Annotated in this window: 23 protein-coding genes; 14 read left to right on the forward strand and 9 right to left on the reverse strand. The window is 65.7% G+C overall.

What is annotated here, in order from left to right:
• Window positions 1–18: 18 nt before the first annotated feature.
• Both OHB26_RS33890 and OHB26_RS33895 read left to right on the forward strand, forming a co-directional pair.
• Entirely contained in the window at window positions 19–1,011 is a 993-nt protein-coding gene (locus OHB26_RS33890; RefSeq protein WP_330181324.1) for an NAD-dependent epimerase/dehydratase family protein, read from the forward strand.
• A gap of 4 nt (window positions 1,012–1,015) precedes the next feature.
• Complete coding sequence (locus OHB26_RS33895) at window positions 1,016–1,891, forward strand: polysaccharide lyase (RefSeq protein WP_330181325.1); 876 nt, start codon at window positions 1,016–1,018, stop codon at window positions 1,889–1,891.
• Here the strand turns inward: OHB26_RS33895 and OHB26_RS33900 are convergent.
• Complete coding sequence (locus tag OHB26_RS33900) at window positions 1,886–3,289, reverse strand: exopolysaccharide biosynthesis polyprenyl glycosylphosphotransferase (protein ID WP_330181326.1); 1,404 nt, start codon at window positions 3,287–3,289, stop codon at window positions 1,886–1,888. The two genes, OHB26_RS33895 and OHB26_RS33900, sit on opposite strands and share 6 nt — an antisense overlap.
• 412 nt (window positions 3,290–3,701) lie before the next feature.
• Between OHB26_RS33900 and OHB26_RS33905 the strand changes: the two genes are divergently transcribed.
• Genes OHB26_RS33905 through OHB26_RS33920 form a run of 4 tightly spaced genes read left to right on the forward strand, consistent with a single transcriptional unit; the run spans window position 3,702 to window position 7,385 of the window.
• The gene (locus OHB26_RS33905; RefSeq protein WP_330181327.1) at window positions 3,702–4,934 is read left to right on the forward strand and encodes a class I SAM-dependent methyltransferase; all 1,233 of its coding nucleotides are present in this window, start codon (window positions 3,702–3,704) and stop codon (window positions 4,932–4,934) included.
• Entirely contained in the window at window positions 4,931–5,713 is a 783-nt protein-coding gene (locus tag OHB26_RS33910; RefSeq protein WP_330181328.1) for a glucose-1-phosphate cytidylyltransferase, read from the forward strand. Before OHB26_RS33905 ends, OHB26_RS33910 begins: the two co-directional genes overlap by 4 nt.
• Complete coding sequence (locus OHB26_RS33915; protein ID WP_330185865.1) at window positions 5,710–6,360, forward strand: PIG-L deacetylase family protein; 651 nt, start codon at window positions 5,710–5,712, stop codon at window positions 6,358–6,360. Before OHB26_RS33910 ends, OHB26_RS33915 begins: the two co-directional genes overlap by 4 nt.
• A gap of 2 nt (window positions 6,361–6,362) precedes the next feature.
• Window positions 6,363–7,385 carry an NAD-dependent epimerase/dehydratase family protein gene (locus tag OHB26_RS33920; RefSeq protein ID WP_330185866.1) on the forward strand — a complete coding sequence of 341 codons (1,023 nt, stop codon included), beginning with the start codon at window positions 6,363–6,365 and terminating at the stop codon, window positions 7,383–7,385.
• A 6-nt stretch (window positions 7,386–7,391) separates the two neighbouring features.
• On the opposite strand, the gene rfbC is transcribed toward OHB26_RS33920, so the two are convergent.
• Window positions 7,392–7,949 (reverse strand): dTDP-4-dehydrorhamnose 3,5-epimerase, encoded by a 558-nt coding sequence (gene rfbC, locus OHB26_RS33925; RefSeq protein WP_330181329.1) that lies wholly within the window; start codon window positions 7,947–7,949, stop codon window positions 7,392–7,394.
• Between the two features lie 14 nt (window positions 7,950–7,963).
• Between rfbC and OHB26_RS33930 the strand changes: the two genes are divergently transcribed.
• Both OHB26_RS33930 and OHB26_RS33935 read left to right on the forward strand, forming a co-directional pair.
• Complete coding sequence (locus OHB26_RS33930) at window positions 7,964–9,091, forward strand: class I SAM-dependent methyltransferase (protein ID WP_330181330.1); 1,128 nt, start codon at window positions 7,964–7,966, stop codon at window positions 9,089–9,091.
• Window positions 9,092–9,134: 43 nt separating this feature from the next.
• Window positions 9,135–9,761, forward strand: a complete 627-nt coding sequence (locus tag OHB26_RS33935; RefSeq protein ID WP_330181331.1) for an MspA family porin — start codon at window positions 9,135–9,137, stop codon at window positions 9,759–9,761.
• A 22-nt stretch (window positions 9,762–9,783) separates the two neighbouring features.
• Here OHB26_RS33935 and OHB26_RS33940 read toward each other — a convergent pair whose 3' ends face one another.
• The 4 genes from OHB26_RS33940 to OHB26_RS33955 form a co-directional block, all read right to left on the reverse strand.
• On the reverse strand, window positions 9,784–10,620 hold the full coding sequence (locus OHB26_RS33940) for a glycosyltransferase family 2 protein (RefSeq protein WP_330181332.1): 837 nt from the start codon (window positions 10,618–10,620) through the stop codon (window positions 9,784–9,786).
• Window positions 10,621–10,646: 26 nt separating this feature from the next.
• Complete coding sequence (locus OHB26_RS33945; protein ID WP_330181333.1) at window positions 10,647–11,834, reverse strand: polysaccharide pyruvyl transferase family protein; 1,188 nt, start codon at window positions 11,832–11,834, stop codon at window positions 10,647–10,649.
• Window positions 11,835–11,913: 79 nt separating this feature from the next.
• On the reverse strand, window positions 11,914–13,050 hold the full coding sequence (locus OHB26_RS33950; RefSeq protein WP_330181334.1) for a serine hydrolase domain-containing protein: 1,137 nt from the start codon (window positions 13,048–13,050) through the stop codon (window positions 11,914–11,916).
• A 76-nt stretch (window positions 13,051–13,126) separates the two neighbouring features.
• A complete protein-coding gene (locus OHB26_RS33955; protein ID WP_330181335.1) occupies window positions 13,127–14,653 on the reverse strand; it encodes a serine/threonine-protein kinase in 1,527 nt (508 codons plus the stop codon).
• A gap of 148 nt (window positions 14,654–14,801) precedes the next feature.
• Here OHB26_RS33955 and OHB26_RS33960 point away from each other — a divergent pair, with 148 nt between their 5' ends.
• The 5 genes from OHB26_RS33960 to OHB26_RS33980 all read left to right on the forward strand — a co-directional run bounded on the left by OHB26_RS33960 (window position 14,802) and on the right by OHB26_RS33980 (window position 20,777).
• On the forward strand, window positions 14,802–15,413 hold the full coding sequence (locus OHB26_RS33960) for a glycosyltransferase (RefSeq protein WP_330181336.1): 612 nt from the start codon (window positions 14,802–14,804) through the stop codon (window positions 15,411–15,413).
• Complete coding sequence (locus tag OHB26_RS33965; RefSeq protein ID WP_330181337.1) at window positions 15,406–16,740, forward strand: glutamate-1-semialdehyde 2,1-aminomutase; 1,335 nt, start codon at window positions 15,406–15,408, stop codon at window positions 16,738–16,740. The genes OHB26_RS33960 and OHB26_RS33965 overlap by 8 nt, the downstream gene beginning before the upstream one ends.
• A gap of 107 nt (window positions 16,741–16,847) precedes the next feature.
• Complete coding sequence (locus OHB26_RS33970; RefSeq protein WP_330181338.1) at window positions 16,848–17,588, forward strand: SDR family NAD(P)-dependent oxidoreductase; 741 nt, start codon at window positions 16,848–16,850, stop codon at window positions 17,586–17,588.
• A 14-nt stretch (window positions 17,589–17,602) separates the two neighbouring features.
• The gene (locus tag OHB26_RS33975) at window positions 17,603–18,475 is read left to right on the forward strand and encodes an amidohydrolase family protein (RefSeq protein WP_330181339.1); all 873 of its coding nucleotides are present in this window, start codon (window positions 17,603–17,605) and stop codon (window positions 18,473–18,475) included.
• Between the two features lie 271 nt (window positions 18,476–18,746).
• Complete coding sequence (locus OHB26_RS33980) at window positions 18,747–20,777, forward strand: SDR family oxidoreductase (protein WP_330181340.1); 2,031 nt, start codon at window positions 18,747–18,749, stop codon at window positions 20,775–20,777.
• A gap of 70 nt (window positions 20,778–20,847) precedes the next feature.
• Here the strand turns inward: OHB26_RS33980 and OHB26_RS33985 are convergent, their stop codons facing one another.
• Window positions 20,848–21,495, reverse strand: a complete 648-nt coding sequence (locus tag OHB26_RS33985) for a cutinase family protein (protein WP_330181341.1) — start codon at window positions 21,493–21,495, stop codon at window positions 20,848–20,850.
• A gap of 269 nt (window positions 21,496–21,764) precedes the next feature.
• Between OHB26_RS33985 and OHB26_RS33990 the strand changes: the two genes are divergently transcribed.
• Window positions 21,765–23,168, forward strand: coding sequence for a WS/DGAT/MGAT family O-acyltransferase (locus tag OHB26_RS33990; RefSeq protein ID WP_330181342.1), 1,404 nt, complete (start codon window positions 21,765–21,767; stop codon window positions 23,166–23,168).
• Window positions 23,169–23,179: 11 nt separating this feature from the next.
• Here the strand turns inward: OHB26_RS33990 and OHB26_RS33995 are convergent, their stop codons facing one another.
• Both OHB26_RS33995 and OHB26_RS34000 read right to left on the reverse strand, forming a co-directional pair.
• On the reverse strand, window positions 23,180–23,998 hold the full coding sequence (locus tag OHB26_RS33995) for an alpha/beta fold hydrolase (protein ID WP_330181343.1): 819 nt from the start codon (window positions 23,996–23,998) through the stop codon (window positions 23,180–23,182).
• Window positions 23,999–24,246: 248 nt separating this feature from the next.
• Window positions 24,247–25,152: an expansin EXLX1 family cellulose-binding protein gene (locus OHB26_RS34000; RefSeq protein WP_330181344.1), complete on the reverse strand. Its 906-nt coding sequence runs from the start codon at window positions 25,150–25,152 to the stop codon at window positions 24,247–24,249.
• Window positions 25,153–25,248 lie beyond the last annotated feature (96 nt).

Below are 25,248 nucleotides of genomic sequence, written 5' to 3' on the forward strand. Positions count from 1 at the left end.
CCCAACGGGGGAGAGACCGTGACCGCAGCACAGCAGGACCTGAACTGGACCGGCACAAAGGTATTGGTGACCGGCGGAGCCGGATTCATCGGATCGCACCTGGTCGAACTACTCGTCGCGGCCGGGGCGGAGGTGAGCGTGCTGGACAACCTCACCTCCGGCAGCCGCGATAATCTCAGCGCCGTGGCGGACGTGATCACGCTGCGGGAGACCGATATTCGGCAGCTGGACTGGCAGGAGTACCTCACCGAGCATCCGGCCGAGGTGATCCTGCATCTGGCCGCCAACGCCTATGTCCCACCGTCGGTCGAGGATCCCGCCTTCGACTGTGAACTCAATTTCCAGACCACCTTCCGGCTGCTGGACGCCCTGCGCGCCCGGAACTGGCCGGGCCGCCTGGTCTTCGCCTCCAGCGCCGCCGTCTACGGCAATTCGGTGCGCATCCCCATCAGCGAGGACGATCCCACCGTGCCGATCTCCCCCTACGGGGTCGGCAAGCTGGCCGCCGAACGCTATCTCGCGGTCTTCGCGCAGCTGTACGGGCTGAATATGGCTTCGGTGCGGTTCTTCTCGGCCTTCGGACCGCGGCAGCGCAAACAGGTGGTCTTCGATCTGCTGGCCAAACTGGACCGCGATCAGCAGCGCCTGTTCATCCACGGCGACGGCACCCAGGTGCGTGATTTCCTCTTCGTCGGCGATGCCGCGCGCTCGGTCATGATCGTGGCGGCCAACGCGCCCTTGCGCGGTGAGGTCTACAACGTCGGCGCGGGCCGCGAGTACACCATCGACCAGCTGGCCAAATCGCTCTGCTCCATTACCGGCCTCACCCCCGAACTCGACTACAGCGGTAGCAATCGCCCCGGCGATCCGGAGAAGCTGGTGGTGGACATCTCCCGGCTCAATGCCATTGGCTACCAACCACTCACCGACTTCGACCAGGGCTTGACCAGCACGGTAGCCTGGTTCGAGTCTTTGACCGATGCCGCTTGGCGTCGACGAACACAGGAGTAGCTCGTTGCGGTTGGTCCGCGCTCTCGGTATCGTGCTGCTCTCCCTGCTCGCGGGCTGTGCCGACACGGATGTCACTCCCCTCTCCCCCACCGTCACGACGACCGTTGCCGAACCGGTGGTGACGGACCGCTTCGTCGGCGACTTCGAGACCGGCAATTTCGACCAGTGGGCCAACTGTCAGAACGTGGCGGTGCGCAGTGCGCCGTGCACCAGCTACCACGATCCGACCAGTCGGATGGAGGTCGAGTCGGCGGTGGTCCGGCAAGGCCGCTATGCCGCGAGATTCGAAGTACACCAGGGTGATTCGCCCGCGAGCCTCTGCTGCGGCGACCGCGCCGAGGTGAGCGGTGAGGAGGCCACCCGCTCGGATGAGGGCGACGACCGCTGGTACCAGTGGAGCACCCGCTTCGGCGCCGGCTTCCCCGCCGACCGGGGCTGGACCGTACTGTCCCAGTGGCATGCCGACGAAGACGGTCCACCCCCGCTGGCCATCGCGTCGGGACCCACCAATGTGGGCATGAACCGCTGGGGAGTGGTGATCTCGACCTATGCCGCCCCCGGCCGCCCCGGCCCCACCTACACACCGTGGAGCGCGGATATCGTCACCGACTCCTGGATCGATATCAGACTGCATGTGAAGTGGTCGATCCACGACAATGTCGGCTTCATCGAACTCTGGATCGGCGGTGTCCCACAGATCTTCGGCGGCGAACCGTGCGCGGGCGAAACCCGCTGTATGGTCCGCACTCTCATGCCGCGCGGTGGCGGCACCTACTTCAAACAGGGCTATTACCGCGATCCCGCCATCAGCGCGCCGGGCGTGGTCTACCACGACGGTTTCACCGCGGCGACGTGCGAGTCGGCCCTGGCGCCGCTATAGCGCCTGACCCCGGCTCACCGCGCCGATCGTCTTGACGATCATGAGCAGATCCAAGAGTGCCGACCAGTTCTCCACGTACGAAAGATCGAGGCGCATGGCGTCTTCCGGTGTCAGGTACGAGCGCCCGCGCACCGGCCACAACCCCGTCACCCCCGGTCGCATCAGCAGACCGCCGCTCACCTCGCCGGTCACCGGATCCCCGGGTAGTCGCACCTGCGGACGTGGGCCGACAATGCCCATCTCCCCGCGCAGCACATTGAGGAACTGCGGTAGCTCATCCAGGCGGTATCGGCGAATCAGGTTGCCCACCTGCGTCAGTCGCGGATCCTCGCCCGGCTCGAGCAGGGCCTCTATGTGCACCTCGGGCTCGACATACATACTCCGGAACTTGAACATGCCGAACGGCCGACCGTCCCGCCCGATGCGCTCGGAACGGTAGAACACCGGGCCGCTGCTGGTCGCTTTGATCGCCAGGGCGATGGCCAGCAGCATCGGCGCGATGGCCGCGAGCGCGATCAACGCGAAGCAGAAATCGAAGACGCTCTTGCGAATCGACTTGGATCGCCCGTACCGCGGCTTCGCGACCCGCAGGACCGGCATATCGGCCACGATCCGATGTGTGAGCCGAGTTCCGGCGATACCGACCAGGCTCGGCGTCACCAGCAATTCGATGCCCAGTTCGTCCAATTCCCAAGCCAGGCTGCGGAAGTCGTCGCGCTCGAGGGTATCGGTGCGAGTGACGGCCACGGCCTCGGCGCCGGTGGCCCGCGCCACCGCGAGCACCGTGCGCGGACCACCGTCACCGGCACATACGCCGATGACCTCGTATCCCTGACCCGGATCGCGCGCGAAGGTCGCCGCCATCGCCTGTGCCGCTTCGGGATTGCCGACCACCAGCAGGGCCGCGCGGTACGCGCCCCGCGCGCGCCGGCGCGCCACCCAGCCGCGCCACAGCGCCCGCTCGACCAGTAGTCCGCAGCCGCCCAGCAGCAGCGCGACAATCAGGTAGCTTCGCGAGATACCCAGGTCGAGCATCATGGAGGCGGTGGCGACAGCGCCGAATACCTTGAGCGACACCGCGACAACCTGCCGGGACTCCTCGGTGCCACCCCCGATCGCGCGCAGCGTGCGGGTGCCGGCGAGCGTCAGTCCCACGCTCCAGGCAGCGACCAGGACTAGCGAGAGCGCGGTGTAGCACAGGCCCACCGACAGTGCACCGGACGATTCGCCCACGCACCCGGCCTGCGCGATTGCCACGGCGATGCCGAGGGTCGCGAGATCGGTCGCACCAACCCTGCGGGCGTAATCACTTTGCCGTCGTTCGTGATCCGTACGCGGCACCGGTCTGGCGAACCGGCCTCCGCGCACAATGCGACCGGCGGAAATCTCGAAGCTCATGAACGAACACACCTCCCCCACGGGAGAACACGGTTCCGATCCCCACTGATCAGTTCCACAGAACGGGCTGATATCGGTCCCCGCCGTACCGCAGGGGATGTCGGCTTTTCGGCGGTAAGAAGCCGAATGTTACACACCGGGGACATACCGCGACAGCGAAAACCACGCGCCACCAATGTTTCCGGGAGTTAGCCGGGGGGCGTTGAAACCTCGCGTTGCAAGACTCGATCGATATCAGAACGCCGCCCCCGTTCTGCGACTCGCAGAAATCCGCCTCCCGGATACCGTCCGGTCACCCCCGGAGCCCCGCGACGAACACCAAACCTGTTGTAACGTAAGGCCGGATCGAGCCGACCTCAGTGCAGCCCGGTTCGCCGCCGGGCTCGGTCTCGGTGAAAGGTGGGGATTTCGCGTGCAATGCCGTCTGTGTTCCGCCAGTGCTCTGGTGAGTGTTCTCGATCTTGGTGCGACGCCACCATGCGAGAAATTCCTCACCGCCGAGGAGCTGGACCAGCCCGAACCCACCTTTCCGCTGCATCTGCGGGTGTGCGAAAACTGTTTACTGCTACAGATTCCGGCACTCATCACGCCCGCGGAGACATTTACCGAATATGCCTACTTTTCCTCCTTTTCGGACAGTTGGGTACAACACGCCAAACTGTTCGTAGAGGAGGCTACACACCGTCTCGGACTCGACGGCGACTCATTCATGATCGAAGTCGCCAGTAATGACGGCTACCTGCTGCAACACGCTGTGGCGGCGGGCATCCCAGCCCTGGGAATCGAACCATCGGTGAATGTCGGTGCGGCAGCGCGGGAAAAGGGCGTTCCGACCGAAACCGCCTTCCTGGACGAGGATCTCGCAGCACGCGTACGGGCCGAACACGGGCCGGCCGATCTCGTTGTGGCCAACAATGTCTACGCGCACATCCCGGACCTGCTGGGATTCACCCGGTCGCTGCGGGCCCTGCTGGCCGATGACGGCTGGCTCTCCATCGAGGTGCACCATGCGCTGAATCTGGTGGCACTCGGGCAATTCGACACCATCTATCACGAGCACTTCCAGTACTACACGGTGCTCTCCGCACAGCGAGCCCTCGCGACGGCGGGTCTGACCGTGGTGGATGTGGAACTGCTGCCCACACACGGTGGCTCGCTACGCATCTGGGCACGACCCGATGCGGTTGCCGAACCGGGCGAACGGGTCGGAGACGTACTCCGGATCGAAGCCGAGGCCGGATTACATGACGTGGCAGGCTATCTCGCGCTACGCCCGCGCACCGAGGCGGTACGCCAGGAGTTGCTGCGCTTCCTGCTGGAGGCCAAGGCGGACGGTAAGACCGTCGTCGGCTACGGCGCACCCGGCAAGGGCAACACCCTGCTCAACTACTGCGGCATCCGCACCGATCTGCTCGCGTACACGGTGGACCGAAATCCGTACAAACACGGGCGATTCACCCCGGGCACCCGTATTCCCATCCATCCGATCGAACGTATCGATCAGGACCGGCCCGATGTGGTGCTGGTGCTGCCCTGGAATCTCGAGACCGAGCTCACCGCGCAACTGCGCCCGGTGACCGGCTGGGGCGGCGAGATCGTGTACCCGCTTCCCACCCTCCACCACGCTGAGAGGCCGGAGAAATGAAGGTTGTACTGTTCTGCGGCGGCTACGGCATGCGCATGCGCAACGGCACCGAGGACATGATCCCCAAGCCGATGCAGATGGTCGGGCCGCGCCCGCTCATCTGGCATGTCATGCGGTACTACGCGCACTTCGGGCATAAGGACTTCATCCTGTGCCTGGGGTACGGGGCCGCGCACATCAAGAACTTCTTCCTGACCTATCAGGAGTCGGTCTCCAACGACTTCGTGATCCGCGACGGGAAAGTCGAACTGCTGCAATCCGATATCAGCGACTGGACCATCACCTTCGTGGACACCGGGGTGGAGTCGCCCATCGGCGAGCGACTACGCCGGGTGCGCGAACACCTCGACGGTGAACCGTACTTCCTGGCCAACTACGCCGATGTGCTCACCGATGCCCCGCTCGATCGAGTGATCCAGGATTTCCAGACCTCCAAGGCCGCGGCCTCCATGATGATCGTGCCCCCGCAATCCTCATTCCACTGCGTGGATGTGAACGCCGCCGGTGAGGTCAAGAACATCACCCCGGTCTCACAGCTGCCCATCTGGGAGAACGGCGGCTACTTCGTACTCACCCCCGAGATCTTCGATCACCTACCACCCGGCGGTGATCTGGTCGAGGACGCGTGCGGTGCGCTCGCGGCGCAGGGGCGGCTCTTCGGGTATCAGCATCACGGCTTCTGGAAGCCCGCCGACACCTTCAAGGAGCGCGCCGAACTCGACACCGGATATATGCGGGGCGATCGGCCCTGGATGGTATGGGAGCAGCCACGCGCATGATCGGACTCGATACCGGAGCGGTGCGGGAGATCGCACTGCTCGCCGCGCACTGCGATGATCTGGCCATCGGACTCGGCGGGACACTGCTGAGTCTGGCCAATAGTGTTCCGGGACTGCGTATTCGAGCGCTTGTACTCACCGGTGCCGGAACCGAACGCGCTCGGGAGGAGCGGCTGGCGCTCGAGGCGTTCTGTCCGGGAGCCGAATTGGATTTGCGGATTCTGGATATCCCCGACGGCTACGCACCCGCGCACTGGGCACGGGCCAAGGAGGCCGTGGCGGCACTGCGGCGCGACGGTGATCCGGATCTGGTCTTCGCCCCGCACCGCGGCGACGCCCATCAGGATCACCGGCTGCTGGCCGAGCTGACGCCCACCGAGTTCCGCGATCATCTGGTGCTCGGTTACGAGATCCTCAAGTGGGAGACCGACACCCCGCGACCGACGGTATTTCATCCGCTGCCCGCGGGCATTGCCGAGCTCAAAGCCGAGCTCCTACTCGAACACTATCCGTCCCAACGGGATCGGGACTGGTTCGACGAACAGTCCTTCCTCGCGCTGACCCGGCTGCGTGGCGTGCAGTGCCGGGTGCGGCATGCCGAGGGCTTCCTGCTCGACAAGGCGACCATCACTTTCGGAGGGCAATGACCATGCGCGTACTCGTCACCGGACATCAGGGCTACCTGGGCACGGTCATGGTGCCCGAGCTACAGGCGGCCGGACACGAGGTAACCGGTTTGGACAGTGGGTTTTTCGCCGACTGTGTACTGGGCGAGGCACCCGAGCCGCCGCCGGGTATCACGGTTGATCTGCGTGATGTGAGCGTCGCACAGCTGGCGGGATTCGATGCCGTCGTACATCTGGCGGCGCTGTCCAATGATCCGCTGGGGGCGCTGGCTCCGCAGATCACCTACGACATCAACCACCACGCCTCGGTGCGATTGGCCCGATTGGCCAAGGAGGCGGGCGTACGCCGCTTCCTGTACGCCTCGACCTGCTCGGTCTACGGGGCAGCCGGAGACGGTCTGGTCACCGAGGACGCACCACTGCGGCCCCTGACCCCCTACGCCGAATCCAAGGTGCGGGTCGAGGACGATGTCGCGGCCATCGCCGACTCGAGCTTCTCCCCCGTATTCCTGCGCAATGCCACGGCTTTCGGATTCTCGCCGCGACTGCGCGCCGATATCGTGCTCAACAATCTCGTCGGATACGCGGTGCTCACCGGTGAGGTGAGAGTGCTCTCCGACGGCACACCGTGGCGGCCGCTGGTTCACGCGCAGGACATAGCCCGCGCCTTCGCCACCTGTCTCGAGGCTCCCACCGAGGCCGTCCATTGCCGGGCGTACAACGTCGGCACCGAGGCCAATAACCTCACCGTCGCCGAGATCGCCCAGGCGGTGGTCGAGGCGGTACCGGATTCCAAGTTGGTGATCACCGGTGAGAGCGGTGCCGACCCGCGCTCCTACCGCGTCGACTTCTCTTACGCCAGAAAGGAACTCGGGTTCGAGGCGACGTGGAGTATTCCCGATGGCGCGGCCGAGCTCTACCGCGAATATGTGGCGCGCGGGCTCACCGCCGACGCGTTCTTCCAGCGCTTCACCCGGCTCGCGCATCTCACCGCGCTCAAGGAGTCCGGTGCACTCGATGACGATCTGCGCCGGATCGGAGCCTGAGTGGGATTACAACCCGAAGGCCGCGAGCAGTTCACGCCAGGAGTGCGCGGAGGCATCGCGGTCCGAGACCACCGTGACCGGTTGCGGCCACTCGATCGCCAGATCCGGATCGTCATAGGCGATACCGATGTCCTCGGCCGGATCGTGTGCTCGATTGATGCGGTAGCAGACATCGGCGACCGCGCTCACCGCCTGGAAGCCGTGCAGGAAGCCGGGCGGCACATACAGGTTCCGGAAGTCGGTGTCGTCCAGGGTGAAGGCCTGCTGCCGCCCGAACGTCGGCGAGTTCGGGCGGATATCGACCAGTACGTCGTGCACCGCACCGTGGGCGCAGCGCACCAGCTTCGCCTCACCCCGGCCCGCCCGGCCGTGCATACCGCGCACCACACCGCGATAGGAGCGGGACTGCGAATCCTGGATGAAGGCCGCCGAGAAGCCGGGCTGATCCAGGTGGGCGTCGAACTCCTCGGCATCGAAGGTACGGGTGAACAGTCCGCGGCCGTCCCGGAAGGGCTCCGGGGTGAGCACCAGCACGTCGGCGAGCTCGGTGGTTTCGATGCGCATCAGGACATCGTGCCATGAGCGCCGGGATACGGCCGGGATGCCGGGGGTGCGGGGCGGTCGAGCTGACGCGCGTACTGGATCTGGGCAAAATGCCTGCGGCAGACGACTTTCCACCATTGGATGCGCCGTTCGGGACCGGCGAGGCGACCCATCCGCTGGCCATGGACCTCTGTCCGGTGTGTGGACTGGCACAGCTGGCGGAGGATGACACCGTGACGGCGGAGCCGCGCGGGGTGGAGCCGCGGGCACTACGCGATCAGGCCGCCGCCGCGCTGGACGGGGTCGCCGAGGCCGGATGGTTGAGTGGCGCGACCGCCGCCGAATTCGGTAGTCCGCACGGCGGGAGCTGGTTGCCGCTGCTGGAGTCACGCGGATTCACCGTGACCGAGGGACCGGCCGATGTGGTGGTCGACTGCTTCGGCATCATGCATGAGCCCGATCAGCGTGCCGCTTTCACCGCTCGTGCCGCGGCGACCGCCGCAGACGGCGCGTTGCTGCTCCAATTCCATTCCCTGGCGGCCATTGTCGAACAGGGACAGTGGAATGCGCTGCGCCACGGGCACTTCGCGTACTACAGCCTTCACACGCTGCGCCGGTTACTCGCCGCGGCAGGGATGCGCGCGGCGGCGGCGTGGGAGTTCAGCCTCTACGGTGGAACGGTTCTGGTCGCCGCCGTGCACGGACCGGCCGAACTCCACAGCGCCCCGGCCGATCCGACACTGGCACGAATACTCGCCGCCGAATCCGCTGTGTTCGGCGACGATCCCGAGACAGCCGCCGCTGCGGTGCGCGGCCTGCAACGGGCCGCGGACAGCCAGGCGAGCTCCCTACGTGCCTGGCTCGAGCGCGAAACCGCCTCCGGTCACCGGGTTTTCGCCTACGGCGCGGCATCGCGAGCGGTAGCCTTACTGCATCTGGCGGGTGTGCACCAGGCGCTGCTCACCGCCGTCGCCGATGCCTCGCCCGCCAAGCAGGGCCGCCGCATGCCCGGCACCGACGTCCCGATCATCGCTCCGGCGGAACTCGTTGCCGCCCAGCCCGATCGGGTACTGCTCACCCTGCCCGACCTACTGCCGGAGATCCGCGCGCAGTGGCCGGAGCTGGAAGGGAGGTGGGTGCTCAATCCAACCGCGCAGGACTGAGATTACGCAGATCGCAACAACCTGATGAGGGAATGGGAACATCATGAAGCGCTCCACCCAGCGCGCTACGACGCGCACCCTGGCCATTGCGGCCGCCATCTCCATCGGCCTGGCCGTAGGCACCAGCACCTCCCTCGCGGGGGTGGACAGCAGCAGTTCGATTCTCGACCGGCAGCAGCGCACGGTCGAAGCCATCCAGTCCGATACGCACATCACCTTCGTGCCGCCGCTGGACGGCAATCCACTGACCCGCGAATGGTTCCACGACGGCAAGGCCGAATTCCGGATCACCGGCCCGCACGCCGAGGATTGGAGCGGACACATCACCATCGGCTACCAGGTTGGTTATCCCGCCACCCTGGACGGCAGAATCAAGTTCCAGTGGTGGACCCCCAGCCTCGGACTGGAGCTCGGCACTGATTCCAAAGTCGATGTGAACAGCCTGATCCCACAGCTCGGCGTGGAGTTGGCGGTCGGCTTCGGACCGGGCATCCAGTCCGTCGAGGCGGCGGGCGGGGATATCTCCGGCACCGACGGCTTCATCCAGATGTCCGGCTTCCACGCCACCGTCAGCGGTGTACTCGGCCAGACCACCATCCGGCCGTGGGTCAAGATCGTGAGCAGCAATGGTGACAGCGTCACCACCTACGGAACCCTCTGGACCAACTGATTCCGTTCCCGGGCAAAGCTTTTCAACGCAGTAGTGCCGGGCGGCGAAGCAGGGCAGCCGCCGCCCGCACGCGCACGCGGTCCAGTACCGCACCCACCAGGCGCAGATCACCGCCGAGCACCGCCGGGCGGCCGATCAGCTGCGGATACTCCCGGCCCAGGCGATGCTGGAAACGCAGCAGTTCGGCGAACTTGGCGGCAGTGGTGCTGCCACCGTAGCGGTTGAACCTCGAATCACGCCAGGCGACAAGGGTTTCCGACATCCCGTAGAAGAGCCCGAAGGCACTCACCCGGGCGATCAGGTCGACATCCATGGGCAGCGCCAGATCACCGCGGAAGCCACCGACCCGCTCGAAATCCATCCGCCGGAACATGGATGTGGCGGTCGGGCCGAAATCGGCCGGACCGCGCCGCACAATGGTGCGCAGCAGTGTCCGGGCATCGCGTTGTCCAAGCAGATTCGGCAGGCCGAGACCGGTCTGCTCGACCCGGCCGTCCGCGTCCACCACCTGAAACTTCGAGGCGCACACCGCAATACCCTGGTCACCCATGACCGCCACCTGCTTGGCCAGCGAACCCGGCAGCAGGATATCGCCCGCGCAGACCACCTTCACCAGGCGGCCGGTGGCCAGCGAGACGGCCTTGTTCCAGTTCTCGCCGATGGGCAGTGGTGCGGTATTGCGCACCACGCGCAGGCGTGCGTCATGGAACGAATTCGCCACCCGGACGGTATCGTCGGTGCTGGCATTGTCGAGCACAATTACCTGGAAGTCGTTGTCCTGCTCCAGAATCGAGCGCAGTGTCGCGCCCACGGTACGCCCGGAATCGTGCACCGGGACGCACACCGACAGGTTGGCCATCGTTCCCCCTGAGCTGGTGCGGCGGGTTAACGGATCGACGCAGGTCGCTGCTCCACCAACCGGAACGCTCGGTCCAGGCCCGCGGAGCAGGAATCGATCTGCTCGACGGCCCGCTGCTGCAGCGTATCGCGCAGCTCCGGCGCGAACTCCCACAATTCCCGGACCGCCTGCGGCAGTTCGGATTCCAGGTGCTCCGCGCCCAGCCGCACGACCCGCAAGCCGGTGCCGAACAGATCAGCCAATCCGTAGAACCTGTCGTCCGAATACTCCGATCCCGTTACAGCAACCGCCGGAATACCCTGCGACAATGCGAAAACCGCCAGGTGATAGGCGCTCGTGACCAGCACGCGACAGCGCGAAACCCGCCGGGCAACCTCCTCGGCCGAGCCGCCGCGGGCGATATCCATCGCATCCGGCAGCGTGTGAGCGAACCGCTCCCGCTCGGAATCGCGCAGGCACAGACCCAGCTCCGCACCGATCTCCGCGCGGCGCAGGCGGTAGGCGAACTCGACGGAATCGTCACCGGTCACCTCGACCCGCTCGGCGGGGACGCCGAGCTCGGCCAGCAGCTTCGGGCCGCGCACCCCCTCGCGCAGGGCTATCAGGTCCACGCCGGGCAGCACCTCGGCGGCGCGGCGCAGCAGCTCGCGGTCCCGGATCGGGCCGATACCCTGACCGATCATAATGTTCGGAATGCCAAGGGCCTGAGCATGTTCCAGCAGATTCAGGGTGCGATGCGCCTGATACGGGTCGATATCGGCGAGGTACCCGCCGCCCTGCGCGATCACCAATCCGGCCTCCGCGACCGCGGCCGGAACCGGTGGCAGCGGTGGAATCTCGGAGCTGAACGCCGGGGGTTCCAGTCCGATACGAGTCTGCGCCTCGATCCGGAGCCGATCACCGATTCCGCGTAGCTGCCGCAGCGGAGCCTCGGAGGTCTCCCGCCACTTCAGGGCCGCCGGTCCGGTCAGCTTCGTCGCGGCCAGCTGATCCAGCTGGCCGACCAAACCGCCTCTGCCCCACTGCCATCCACCACCGGCATGCACGGGTTCGGCCTCGGGAAGCACCGCACGCAACACTCGTGGCTCGCCGGTGAGCATGCCGATCCGGGCGTGCGGCCAACGCTCCCGCAACCGGTGAACCGTCATGATCATCGTGGCGATATCGCCGCGATTGTGTAACCCATACTCGCCGTTCTCGACCAGTATCTTCAATTCCCCGCACTCGCTCTGCTCGCCCTGCCAAGCACCCGAACGCAGCGAATCTATCTTATGGACCGGTTCACGTACAGTTTTACCTCGCCGCACACAGGGCGGCGTCCACCACCTCGTCGAGGTCTATATTGCGCTGGCGGGCGCCGAGAATATCGGGAAGCTCATTCATACTCACCGTGACCGAGCGCTCCGCCGTCGCGCCGCCGTACACGAAAGTGCCGTGCATGGTTCCGCCGTGACCCCACGCCTCGATTCCGCACGAGGTGGTCCAGTGGAACAGGCCCAGCCCGAAATCCTCGGACCTGCGCCAATCACCGCTCGGCACAGTCCTTTGCATCTGGGCGAGTTCGGCCGCACCGATCACGCGGCCCTGCAGCAGGGCCATGAAGAAGCGATTCAGATCAGCGCCGGTCGACACCATCGCGCCATCGGGAAGGCCCCACCCGGCATCGATATCGGTGACGTCCACCAGATTCCCGTCGAACTCGTGATAGGCGCGCGCATGCGGTCCGCGAATCACCTGCTCCGCGGGGTACAGCGGCCAGTAGGTGTCCTGCAGCCCGAGTGGAATCAGCACCCGTCGCGTAACCTCCACCCCGATCGGCAATCCCGTCACCCGCTCGATGACCTGCCCGGCGATCAGGTAGTTGGTATTCGAATACTCCGACCGCGCGCCGGGCTCGAAATCCTTCGTCTTGTCCAAACCGATCCGAATCAAGTCGCCGATCGGCTTGGCCTGCCGCAACGCGGTCACCGACTCCAGATTCAGATCCGTCAGGTAGTCGGGAATACCGCTGGTGTGCTGCAGCAGATTCCGAATGGTGATCACCTTCCCATCCCCGCCGGGGCCCTGCACCACCCCGGGCAGATACCGCTCCACCGGCGCATCCAGGTCGACCTTGCCTTCTCCTACGAGCTGCAACATCACCGACGAGACGAAAGCCTTGGTATTACTGGCAATCCGCACCTGAGCGTTGTCGGGGAATCCGGCCTTGGTTCCGAGATCACCTACGCCGCTGTTGATTTGCAGGATCTTGTCACCTTCGGTCAGGATCAGTTGAGCTCCCGGGACATCTGCGCCGGATATCGTTTCATCCAAACCGATCTGTAGGCGCTCTTGAAGCGAACTGGGTTCGGCGGTGCCGATACCGGCTGCCACCAGCACCGTTGTAGCTGTGACGGCAAGGATCGCAATGGTTTTGGAAACAGGCGACATCTGGTCCTCCGGTTGGCCCCCGGGATAGGTATACGCCTGCATGCCTGCCCAGGGTTCGACAGAGTTCAGAACCTGCTCAGGCCGGGAAGAGGGGGCTTACCCATTTGCTGCACAGCCATTGTCCGTCTACGTAGTCCATCGACATCGTGACGTTTTGATGGTCTGTGGTGTCGGCTCTGCCCTTGGTCGAGTTGACCTGGGTTACGTCGACCGCGAGTTCGTAGTGGGTGGTGTTGCCGGAGGTGATGGTGCACTTGGCATCGGTTCCGCGGGTGTGTTCGGAGTCCGCGTCCAGGAGCAGGCGGATTGCGGGGAGCAATTGCTGCGCTTGGGTTTTCCAGGTGCCGGTCGCGCCGTTCACGACTTTTGCCTGCCAGCCGTCGCCGTCGCCGTAGTCGTAGGTGGTCATCAGGATGCCGTAATCGCAGGCCGCTTTGACCGCGCCATCGCGAGACGCGTCGGTCGGCACACCGCCGGGGGTGGAGGCGAGCGGCGGGGAACCCGCGCCGATGGTGAATTTCAGTGCGCCGCTGCCGAATCCGGCACCTGCTCCGCCGACGATGATTGCCGCCACGACCGCGGCCGCGATCAGTCGTTTGCGGCCTCGTCGGCGCGGTCGGTGGGTCGGGGCGGGGACGTGGTCCGGGGTCGCGTCCCGGAGTTGTGTGGGCGCACTCGTCTGGGTCGTGCCGGAGAATCCGGCCGGATATACCTGCGGCCGGGTTCCCTGCTCGGGCGGAGTCCAGGGTGCCGCACCGGGATCGGTGCCGGTCAGCGCTTGTGCGGCGGCTGTGGCGAATTCACCGCAACTGCCGTATCGGTGTTCACGATCCTTCGCCAGGGCCCGCGCGATCACCGCGTCGAATTCCGGTGATACCGCGGGATTCCGTTCGCTCGGCTGCGGAATCCGTCCGTTGAGGTGGCCGTTCACCAGCTGCGCGGTACTCCCGCCCGGATAGGGCAGCTCACCGGTGAGCATGTGGTAAAGCGTGCAGCCGAGGGCGTACACGTCCGAGCGCTGGTCCATATCGGTGCGCAGCTCGAATTGTTCGGGGGACGCGTACTGGAAGCTGGCGTACATCTGCCCGGTGCGGGTCAGCGCACTCGTCTGGTCGAGGGCCTTCGCAATCCCGAAGTCCGCCAGGAAGACCCGCTGTTCCGGTCCCCACGCGAGCAGAATATTGGCGGGCTTCACATCTCGGTGCAGCACCCCGGCCTGATGCGCGTGGTCCAGCGCCCGTGCGGTCTCGCCGAGAATTCGCACCGCGTGATCGGGGCGCAGCGGTCCATCGCGCAGTACCGCCGCCACATCGGTGCCCTCGATGTACTGCATGGCCATCCACAGCCGGTCATCGGTGCGGCCCCGGGCGTAGACCGCGACGATATTCGGATGTGCCAGGCGGGCAGCGGTATCCGCTTCGCGCAGGAATCGGGCGCGGACCTCGGAGTCGTCGGCGACCGCGGGGCTCAACAGTTTCAATGCCACCAGCCGCGGCAGATCTCGATCGCGGGCGAGGTACACCTCACCCATTCCGCCGACCCCGAGCAGTCGCTCGATGAGATAGCCCGCGAATGTCTGCCCCTGCGCGAGGGTCCTCGCCACGACCTCACTACCTCCGACCGGCTACATACTGCCGCCCACCGTAACGCACGCGCGGGACGCGCTCCGCGCCGACAGCCTCTAGACTTGCCCTGCACGGGCGTCGGGGCCTGACCGCGAATATTCGGTGGACAGCCCGGGGGTGACGACCATGGATGAACCTTTCAGCAGTGAACAGCGGCCGGCGGCGCAGAGCGTCATCGCGGTGGTGGGGCGGCTCGCACCGGAGAAGGGGCAGGATGTGTTCCTGCGCGCGCTCGCCGGAACGCGGATACTGCCGCGGGAGGTTTTCCTGATCGGCGGGCTCTACCCGGGTGATGAGAACTATGTCTCCGAGCTCGAACTGCTCACCACGGCCCTGGATCTACCGGTCACCTTCACCGGCCGGGTGGAGGAGCTGGAACCCTATCTGCGCCACGCCGATATCCTCGTGCAGTGCTCACTGCGACCCGAGCCGTTCCGCCGCGTCGTGCGGGAGGGAATGCGGGCCGGTTGCGCGGTGATCGCCACCCGCCCGCTCGGTGCCGAGAAGATCATCGAACCGGGTATCAACGGCCTGCTTGTCGACCCGGGTGATCGTGCTCGATTGACGCGCGCCCTGGACACTCTCATCACTGATCAGGAGCTGCGCACCAAGTTCGCCGAGGCCGCCCGCATACGCGCCGCCGACTTCGATATCACCGATTCCACCCGCGAACCCACCCTGTGCACGCCCACACTGAGCGAAACCCGTTGGCGCGCAGCAGGAGGAATGTATGCCTGAATTCACTCGCAGCAACGAGATACAGGACCGCCTACATGAGTTGGTGCCGGGCGGGGCACATACGTACGCCCGGGGATCGGATCAGTATCCGGAGTCCAAAGCGCCGATCCTGGTGCGCGGGTATGGGGCTCGCGTCTGGGACTGCGACGGCAACGAATACGTCGAGTACGGCATGGGATTGCGGTCGGTGACCCTGGGGCACGGATATCCGCCGGTGGTCGAGGCGGTGACGCGCACCATCGCCGACGGCGTCAACTTCTCTCGCCCCACCGAACTGGAATTGCTTGCGGCACAGGATTTCCTGAGCCTGGTGCCCAATGCCGACATGGTGAAGTTCGCCAAGAACGGCTCCGACACCACCACCGCGGCAGTGCGATTGGCGCGCGCGGTCACCGGACGTGAGACCGTCGTGGTCTGCGATCAGCCCTTCTTCTCGGTGGACGACTGGTTCATCGGGCTCACCGATATGAACGCGGGCATACCGACCTCGCCCACCTTCACCTTCCGGTACAACGATCTCGGCTCGCTGGCGGAGATTCTCGAGTCCGAGCAGGTCGCCTGCGTGGTCATGGAGCAGGCCACCGCCCTGGCCGAGCCCGCGCTCGGATTCCTGGAAGGTGTTCGCGCACTCTGTGATCGGCATGGCGCGCTGCTCATCTTCGATGAGATGATCACCGGCTTCCGCTGGTCTCTCGGTGGCGCACAACAGCTGTACGGCGTCCGCCCGGACCTGTCCTGCTGGGGCAAGGCCATGGGCAATGGCTTCCCGCTCTCCGCGCTCGCCGGTAAACGCGAGTACATGGAGCTCGGCGGGCTGCGCACGGACGCCGATCGGGTCTTCCTGCTCTCCACCACGCACGGCCCGGAGACGGCCTCGCTGGCGGCTTTTCGCGCGGTCGTCGAGGCGTATCGCGATATCGATCCCATCGGACGAATGGAGCACGCGGGTCGCCGCCTCGCCGAGGGAGTGAACGCCGTCGCCGCCGAGATGGGTATCGCCGATCATCTTCAGGTGCGCGGGCGAGCGTCCTGCCTGGTGTTCCTGACCAAGGATCCGAACGGGAATCCCTCGCAGCCCTATCGCACCCTCTTCCTTCAGGAGTTGCTCGAGCGCGGCGTGCTCGGCCAGTCCTTCGTCACCTCGGCCGCGCATACCGATGCCGATATCGATCACACCGTCGCGGCCTGCCGGGAGGCCGCCCTCAGCTATCGAAAAGCGCTGGAACACGGCTCCGTCGACGGCTTCCTGAGCGGCCGCCCGGTGGCTCCGGCGCTGCGGCGCAATGCCGCACCGCGCCGACTTCCTGACATACCAACGCGTCGGTAGGTTTACGCACGCCGTATTTCGCTCGAATTGCGGAAGTTGTATCGCAAATCCCGCGCTGAACGACTATTCATGGATTGCGAAGGATTCATGGATGACGGGTGCGGGCAGTGGGTGAAAGCGACAGCGCGACGGGCGCTCTCGTGACGGGCGGTGCGGGCGATATCGGCAGCGCGGTGGTGCGGCGGCTCGCCGCGACCGGGCGCGAAGTGGTGATCGCGGATGTCGATCTCGAGGCCGCCGCCGCACTCGCCGCCGAGCTGAGCCCGAAAGCGGTTGCGCTGCACCTCGATCTGACCGATCCGGCGAGTATCGAGGCCGCGGCGCAGGCCGTGCGCGGGAGTATCTCGGCGCTGGTGCAGTGCGCGGGCGCTGCCATTGTGGAGCCGTTCCTGGACAGCACCGTCGCGCACTGGGATCTCATGCATCAGGTGAACCTGCGTGGACCCATGCAGCTCACCCAGCAACTGCTCCCGGCGCTACAGGAGGCCGGGGACGCGCGCATAGTCTTCGTCTCCTCGGACGGCGCGCGGGCGGGCGCTGCGGGTGAATCCGCCTATGCCGCCTCCAAATCCGGACTCTTCGGGTTCGCCAAGTCGCTCGCCCGCGAGGTGGCCCGGCACGAAGTCACCGTGAACGTCGTCTGCCCGGGCCCCATCGAGGGCCGCATGGTCACCCGCGCCATGGAGCACCACAGCGGCAATCTCGAAGCCCTGCGCAAGGCCATCCCCATGAAACGCCTGGGCCGACCGGACGAGGTCGCGAGCCTCATCGCCTGGCTGGCGAGCCCGGAAGCCAGTTACCTCACCGGCCAGCTGATCAGCGTCAGCGGCGGCATCACCATGCAGTGAAGGAGACGCCACCCATGCCCACCATCCCCATAGTCGACGCCCACCTGCACCTGTGGCACACCTCCGCACACGACTGGTATCCCCGGCTGCGCGAATTCGGCGCGGCGGGCGGCCGACCCGAGGTGGCCGACGACTTCCTGCTCGCGGATTACGACCGGGCGGCAGGTACCGAAGTGGCGGGGCTGGTGCATGTCTCGGCCGCCACCGCACCGCATATGTATCTGGCCGAGGGGCGCTGGATCGACGGGATCGCCGAGACCGCGGGGCGTCCGGTGGCCATGGTCGGGACCGTGGATCCGACGCTGCCCAAGGATGATCTGATCGCGCACCTGGAGCAGCAGGCGGTGAGCCCGCGCTTTCGCGGCGTGCGGGTATTCCAGGGCCTGTCGCCCAATACCCCCGCCGCCGAGATCATTGCCGCGTGGCTCCAGGAGCGCGACGGCGTCTTCGATCTGGTGGCGCATCCGCACGACATGCTCGACTGGATCGATTTCCTGGCCGGATATCCGACGCTGCGGGTGGTGCTCGAACACCTGGGACTACCGCAGGGCACCGCGCCCGATGAGCGCACCGGCTGGCATAACGCGCTCTCCCTGGCGACCAAGGAGACCCAGTGGCTGTGCAAACTCTCCGGGCTGGGGATGATCTGCCCGGACCTGTCCTGGGAGACGCTCGAGTACTGGCTCGAATCCAGCGTGCGGCTGTGGGGCTGGCGGCGGCTCATGTTCGGCTCGAATATGCCGATCGACACCATGGCGGGCAGCTACGGCGAACTGCTGGCCGCCGTCGACCATCTGGTCGGCACCGATGCCACCGAACAGGAAGCCGAATTCTTCTATCGGACAAACGCCTTCGATACCTATCGGCTCGGCAATTCGCGTACGTAAAGTCGACAACTGCATCCGGCGGTTACATCAAACTCGTTGTCACATACAAAAACTCGAATTGGGACCGGGTGACCAGTCCCACAGGCCCGAAACAGCCGATTCGGTTGAAGCCGTTATGAGCGGCCCGTAAAGTTACCCACCAGTTAGGCACGATGGTGTCCCTACCTCGGCCCGGCATTCTGCTAAGGGGCCGCATTCTCTCGTCCACATCCACCGACGCATGTCGGACGAACAACGTTGAGCACCAACAAGTTCGTAATTAGGAGGGGCGATGGTTTCCTACATCGTGACGGGCGGCACCGGATTTCTCGGCCGCCGTGTGGTTGCCGGACTGCTCGCACGCGACCCGCAGGCGGTGATCCACGCATTGGTTCGTGAGGCGTCGGTCGCCAAGCTGGCCGAGATGGCGCAGGGCTTCGAGGCCGCGGATCGCGTATTCCCGCTGGTCGGCGACCTCACCGCGCCGGGACTCGGGCTGCTGGACGCGGATGGCGAATTCGATGCCCCGCGCGCCGATCATGTGATCCACCTCGGTGCGGTCTACGACATGACCGCCGACGAGGACACCACCTACGCCGCCAATGTGCAGGGCACCCGCGCGGTCGTCGCACTCGCGACCGGCCTCGGCGCGGTACTGCACCACGTCTCCTCGGTCGCGGTCGCCGGCGATCACAAGGGCAAGTTCTTCGAGGACGACTTCGATCTCGGACAGCGCCTCGAGTCGCCTTATCACCGCACCAAATTCGAGGCCGAGAAACTGGTCCGGGACAGCCGCGACCTGCGCTGGCGGGTGTATCGCCCGGCCATTGTGGTCGGCGATTCGCGCACCGGTGAAATGGATAAGATCGACGGGCCGTACTACTTCTTCCCCGCTATCGCCGGACTCGCCGCGCTGCCCTCGGAACTGCCGGTGCCGCTGCCGGATCTGGGCGCGACCAATATCGTGCCGGTGGATTATGTGGCCGCGGCCATGGTCGAGCTGATCACCAAACCCGGTTTGATCGGACGCACCTTCCACCTCACCAATCCCGAACCGCAGCCGTTCGGCCAGATCTACGCAGCGCTGGCGCGGGCCGCCGGTGCACCGACCGGAATCGGACCGCTACCGGGCAGCCACTCCGCGCTCGCGGCACTGGGCGGGCTGCCGGGGGTTCCGGCGGTGCGTGATTTCGTGCTGGAACGTCTGGGGATTCCGGCCGAGGTGGCGCCGCATACCGCCTTCGAATCCGCGTTCTCCTCGGACTTCACCCGGGCGCAGTTGCGCGGCAGCGGGATCGAGGTGCCCGCGTTCGACAGCTATGCCGACAAGCTCTGGAGCTTCTGGGAGCGGAATCTGGACCCCGATCGCGCGCGGCGCGGGCGGGAGAAGCTGGCCGGGCGGATCGTGCTGGTCACCGGCGCCTCCTCCGGAATCGGGCTGGCCACCGCGCACGCGGTCGCCCGGCGCGGGGCCACCGTGCTGATGGTGGCGCGCACACCGGAGGATATCGAGGCCGCCGCCGAGCAGGTGCGTGCCGAAAGCGGTGCGGCACAGGCGTATACCTGCGATATCACCGATGAGAAGTCGGTGGAGCTGCTGGTCAAGCAGATGCTCGCCGATCACGGGCACGTCGACTTCGTGGTGAACAATGCCGGACGCTCCATCCGCCGCTCGGTGCTCAACTCCACCGATCGCATGCACGACTTCGAACGGACCATGGCGGTCAACTACTTCGGTGCGGTGCGGTTGATCCTGGCGCTGCTGCCGTCCATGCGTGAGCGCCGGTTCGGGCATTTCGTGAATATCTCCTCCATCGCGGTGCAGACCAAGCTGCCGCGCTTCGCCGCCTACGTGGCGAGCAAGTCGGCCCTGGACAACTTCAGTGAGATCGCCGCGGTCGAGAACGCCGACGCGGGAATCACCTTCACCTCGGTGCGGATGCCGCTGGTGCGCACGCCGATGATCGCGCCCACGGATCTGTACAAGTCGATTCCGGTGCACTCGCCCGAGCAGGCCGCCGATATCGTGGTGCGGGCGCTCGAGCACCGGCCGAACCGGATCGATACGCCCATCGGCACTTTCGCGCAACTGGTGGATACGGTGATGCCGTCGGTGAAGCGGGCGATCCTGTCGCAGGGGTTCCGGATGTTCGGAGAGTCCAAGGCGGCCAGGCCCGATCGCTCGGTCGCTGCCGAAACCGCCGGCGCCAAGCCGGAATCCAGGAGTCCGCTGCTGGCGCTCGCGCCGATTGTGCAGCCGCTCATGGGTCTTCCCGGCCCGGCGGCACGGATCGCCAATACGATTCCCGGGTTGAACTGGTAATCGTCAGTAGTACAACATGATTCGGCCCGGTGAGAGCAGGTCTCACCGGGCCGAACCTTATCCCCCGGGCTCAGATGCGCACGGCCGCGAAGTTCGCCGCGGCGACCAGGCTGTCGCTGTAGGACACATGTGAGGGTGCGTTCATACCGGCGCCGCAGACGGGATCGCCTCCGGTGCACCAATCTCCGGTGCGACCGGTGAACCAGTCCGGCACGGTCCAGCCGATGGCCCGCATGGGATCGCCGAAGAGCAGTACGGCCGCCACCCGGGAACCGAGATCGCCCGGCAGTTGGACGCGACCCGGGTACCAGGTCACCGCGCCGGTACCCAGTGCCGCGTGCACGACCGCCGCACCCTGCGAATAACCGACCAGAATGAAGCGCTGGTCCGGACAGGATGCGGCCTGAGCTGCCAAGTGCCCCACCAGATCCGCGGTGCCCGCACCGACATTGAACGAGTAGTCCGCGGGATAGGCGACGGGGTACGCGGTGGTCGAGACGGGTAACCGGTCCTGCAGCATGCCGTACAGCTGATTGCCGACCACATCGCCGAGCCATCCGGGTTCACCGGTCCCCCGCGCCACCACCACATCGACATCCGAACACCACTCCGCATGTGCCTTCGGTATCGGGAAGAAGATGCTCACCACCATCAGCATGGCGGCGAAAACCCAAGCGATACGCCACTTTTGCGCCAGCAGAACCTTCCGGTCGGCCATTGTTCTCACCCTCTCACGCCATTGTGAGTAGCCCGGTGACTCTTGTCAGTGACAAGTGACACTTCACCGGGCTATGTGACCCAAGGTAGGGAGAGCTTCAAGGGGCGGCAACGCGTTGCACTGGAGAGATACCCAATCGAAGCCCAACCGTATCACTACGAAACTTGTTATCTACAAGCTACTTTGAGGCAACGAACCGGCATCGAACCGGTCCGTGAGGGCGCCGCGAACGGCGCGCAATATGGAACCAGTTCTCATAGGGTGTTGGTATGGAACGACTTACCGGGCTCGATGCGAGCTTCCTCTATCTCGAAACCGATACTCAACTCCTGCACGTCTGCGCAATGCTCATACTTGATCCGGCCGCGGACGGCGTCGAATTCGATTACGACGCATTCAAAGCCGAACTCGGCGGACGGCTCCACCTCATCCCGGCGATGACGCGTCGCCTGCACGCGGTGCCGTTCAACCTCGATCATCCGGTGTGGGTACACGACTCCCGGTTCGATCTCGACTACCACGTGCGGCGGGCGCGACTGCCCGCTCCGGGCGGTAAACGCGAATTGGCCGTGGTCGCCGCCGATATCGCAGGTCAAGCCCTGGACCGCGGACGGCCGCTGTGGGAGATGTGGGTGGTGGAGGGACTGCCCGGCGGCAAGGTCGCGGTGGTCTCCAAGTACCACCACGCCATCGTGGACGGCATCACCGGCACGAATATGATGATGCACCTGTGCGATATCGAGCCGGGCGTCTCCCATCCGCCGCCGGCCGAAACACCCGCCCCCGAAGCCGAACCCAATGATCTGCTGCTCGCCGCCGAGGCGCTGGCGAAGTTCCCGGGCAAGCTCGGCATGGTCGGTATGGTGCGGCAGACCGTCGGCGTACTCAGCGGTCTGGTGGAGCGCCGGCGTAATGGCGACGCGAGTCGCGGTATGGCACTGCCGTTCACCGCACCGCGCACACCCTTCAATCGAGCGATCACCCCGCATCGCTCGGTCTCCTTCGTGCAGTCGGATCTGGCCGATATCAAGGAGATAAAGACCGCGTTCGGGGTCAAGGTCAATGATGTGGTGCTCGCCGTGGTCGCCGGTGCGCTGCGCAGCTACCTCGAACTGCATGACGAACTACCCGAAACCTCGCTCATCGCCTCGGTTCCGGTATCGGTGCACGAGACCTCCAGGCATGAAGAGGGCACCAATAAGGTCTCCACCATCTTCTCCCGGCTCTACACCGATATCGAGGATCCGGTGGAGCGGATGGCGGCCATCGCCGCGGACAATCGGGGCGCCAAGGAGGAGCACCATCTCATCGGCGCGGACTTCCTGATGGATTGGGCGAAGTACGCCCCGCCCAACACCTTTCAGCTCGCCGCGCGTGCCTACTCGTCACTGAAGCTGGCCGAGCATCATCCGGTGGTGCACAATCTCGTGGTCTCGAATGTGCCCGGACCCAACTTCCCCATGTACTTCCTGGGCGTGCGGGTGGCCTCGATGTATCCGTTCGGACCGGTGTTCCACGGGGCCGGGCTCACCGCCACCGTCATCTCCAATAACGGCAACCTGGACTTCGGCTTCATTGCCGCGCGGGAGCTGGTGCCCGATATCGAGAAGATCGCCGAAGCCGTCCCCGAGGTGATCACCGAGCTGCTCAAGGCGGCCCGCGAAAAGAGCTGAGCCGCTGCGGCTTACAGCCGATCGGCCACCGATTGCACGGCCTCGAGGAATACCGGGACAAAGACGTCCGCCTCGAGTGCGCAGGCCGCGTGACCTGCCTTGGCGAGGAAGATCTCCGATCCCGGAATAGCCTTCGCCATCTCCAATTGCCGATAGACCGGCAGTGCCCGGTCCCGGGTGGTGATCACCACCGCCGTCGGCACCTTCAGCGTCGAGAGCCACTCCGACGCATCGAATTGCCCCAGCACCGCCAGCGCCTGCGCCAGCGCCCAGCCACTCGTACTGCGCATCTCCGACATGGCCCAGCGGTCCATGCGGCCCACCGGCCACGACGACTCCGGCAGCACGGGGAGTTTGCTCAGATGCATTTCCGTTCTGCGCGTGGAGTATTCGGCCAGCGAGGCGGCCAACAGGCTCCAGGTCTTATGGAAGGCGCGCTCGCGCCGGGTCTCCTGGAAGCGATAGGTGGTGGCGGCCAGCACCATTCCGCCCACCTTGTCCGGATGCCGGTGTGCGGCAAGCTGAGCCACCACACCGCCCATGGAGTAACCCGCCAGAATCGGACGGTCGATCCCGAGTACCTCGGTCAGCGTGATGGCATCGTCGGCCAGATCATCCAGATCGAAACGCTCGGACCGGATTCCGTGTCCGTGCCAGCGCTGATCGAAGAGCACCACGCGATATCGCTCATTGAGTTCACGCAGGGACGGGAACCAGTTCAGCATGGCGGTGGTGGCCATACCGTGCAGCAGCAGCACCGTCGGCGAATCCGGTGCGGGCCCGGCCAGATCCACCACGTAGGCGCTTCCGCGCCCCGGCAGCTCCACCATCGAACCCTCCGGAACCTCCGTCAACCTGGCGATACGCGGTGACAGCCGCCGCCCGCGAGGCTTGTTCCGAGCAGTGGTCTCCGTGCTTTGATCCGAGCTGGGGTTCGACATCGAAGGGCCTCCCGGCGAGCTGCGTCAACAGGCGAAAATGAAACACGTTTCACTTGATGATGCCATAATCCCGCCGGGGTGTCCGGGCACGATATGGAACATATTGCCGATCCGCATGACTGATCGCGCGGTCGGCATCACGCATCGCAGTGCGACGGCGCGGCGATCACCGTCGTGACGACCACCGGAGGCGGGGCCGGGGGTGTGGTGGTGACGAAGGGAATCGGGGCGGGGATGTCATAGAGGCGAATTCCGGTGTAGCGCAATTGACCCGGATCGATCACCACCCCGGGCACCTCGGCCACATGGTCGTAGATATCGGTGATCCGGGCAACGAACGGCCCGGGGCCCGCGCCGGAGATGGACCAGTAGTTGTCGTAGCCGCGGCGCAGGACTTTGAAGTCGCCACCGGACTCCGGACGTAAGGCGACCTCGCGCAACGGGTTTCCGCCGCCGGAGAAGAGCAGCCCCAGCCAGGAGGGTGACGCGCCCTGCTGGACGCGATAGAAGAGCTCGGGGGCCGGATTGGGGTCGCGGACCCGGTTGATACGTATCGGCGCGACACCATCGGTGGTGTGCGCGATCGCCTCGAAAGCCGCTCTGCTGAGGTCGTATTGGTGCGGGGCGCAGCCGGGGCAGCGGTCCACGATCTGGGCGCGGACACTGCCGAGCGGGCCGTCGATATCGATATAGGAGCCGCAGGGGGTGGAGTCTTCGTACTCACCGGTCGAGACGCCGACGTAGTAGCCGTCCGGGGGCAGGTCCGGCAGTGAGCAGGCCACACCGGGGCCGAAGGCGTAGTAGCGGGCCTCGGCGGTCTCGGGGGCGGGCGGCTGCGGGGCCGGAAGCTGCTGTGTGGTAACCGCACTCGACGTGGTGCTGGGCGGCAGGGTGACCACCGTGGTGATGGGCGCGGCGGTACGGCAGGCCACCGGTTCCGGGCGCATGACCCAGGTCGCCGTCCCGGCCACCACCACTGCCGCGAGCGCCGTCCACAGCCACGGTCTGCCGGACCGGACCTCTTCGTGTCCTGTGCGGTGCATGGCTGTTCCCCAACCTCCGAATTGTGTTTGCTGCAACGATGCTGAACCCCTTTCAGGAAAGCAGCCTGGCCGGTCGTACAGGGCTCGAATCGGAAA

This window comes from Nocardia sp. NBC_01503 (assembly GCF_036327755.1).
Classification (GTDB): Bacteria; Actinomycetota; Actinomycetes; order Mycobacteriales; family Mycobacteriaceae; genus Nocardia.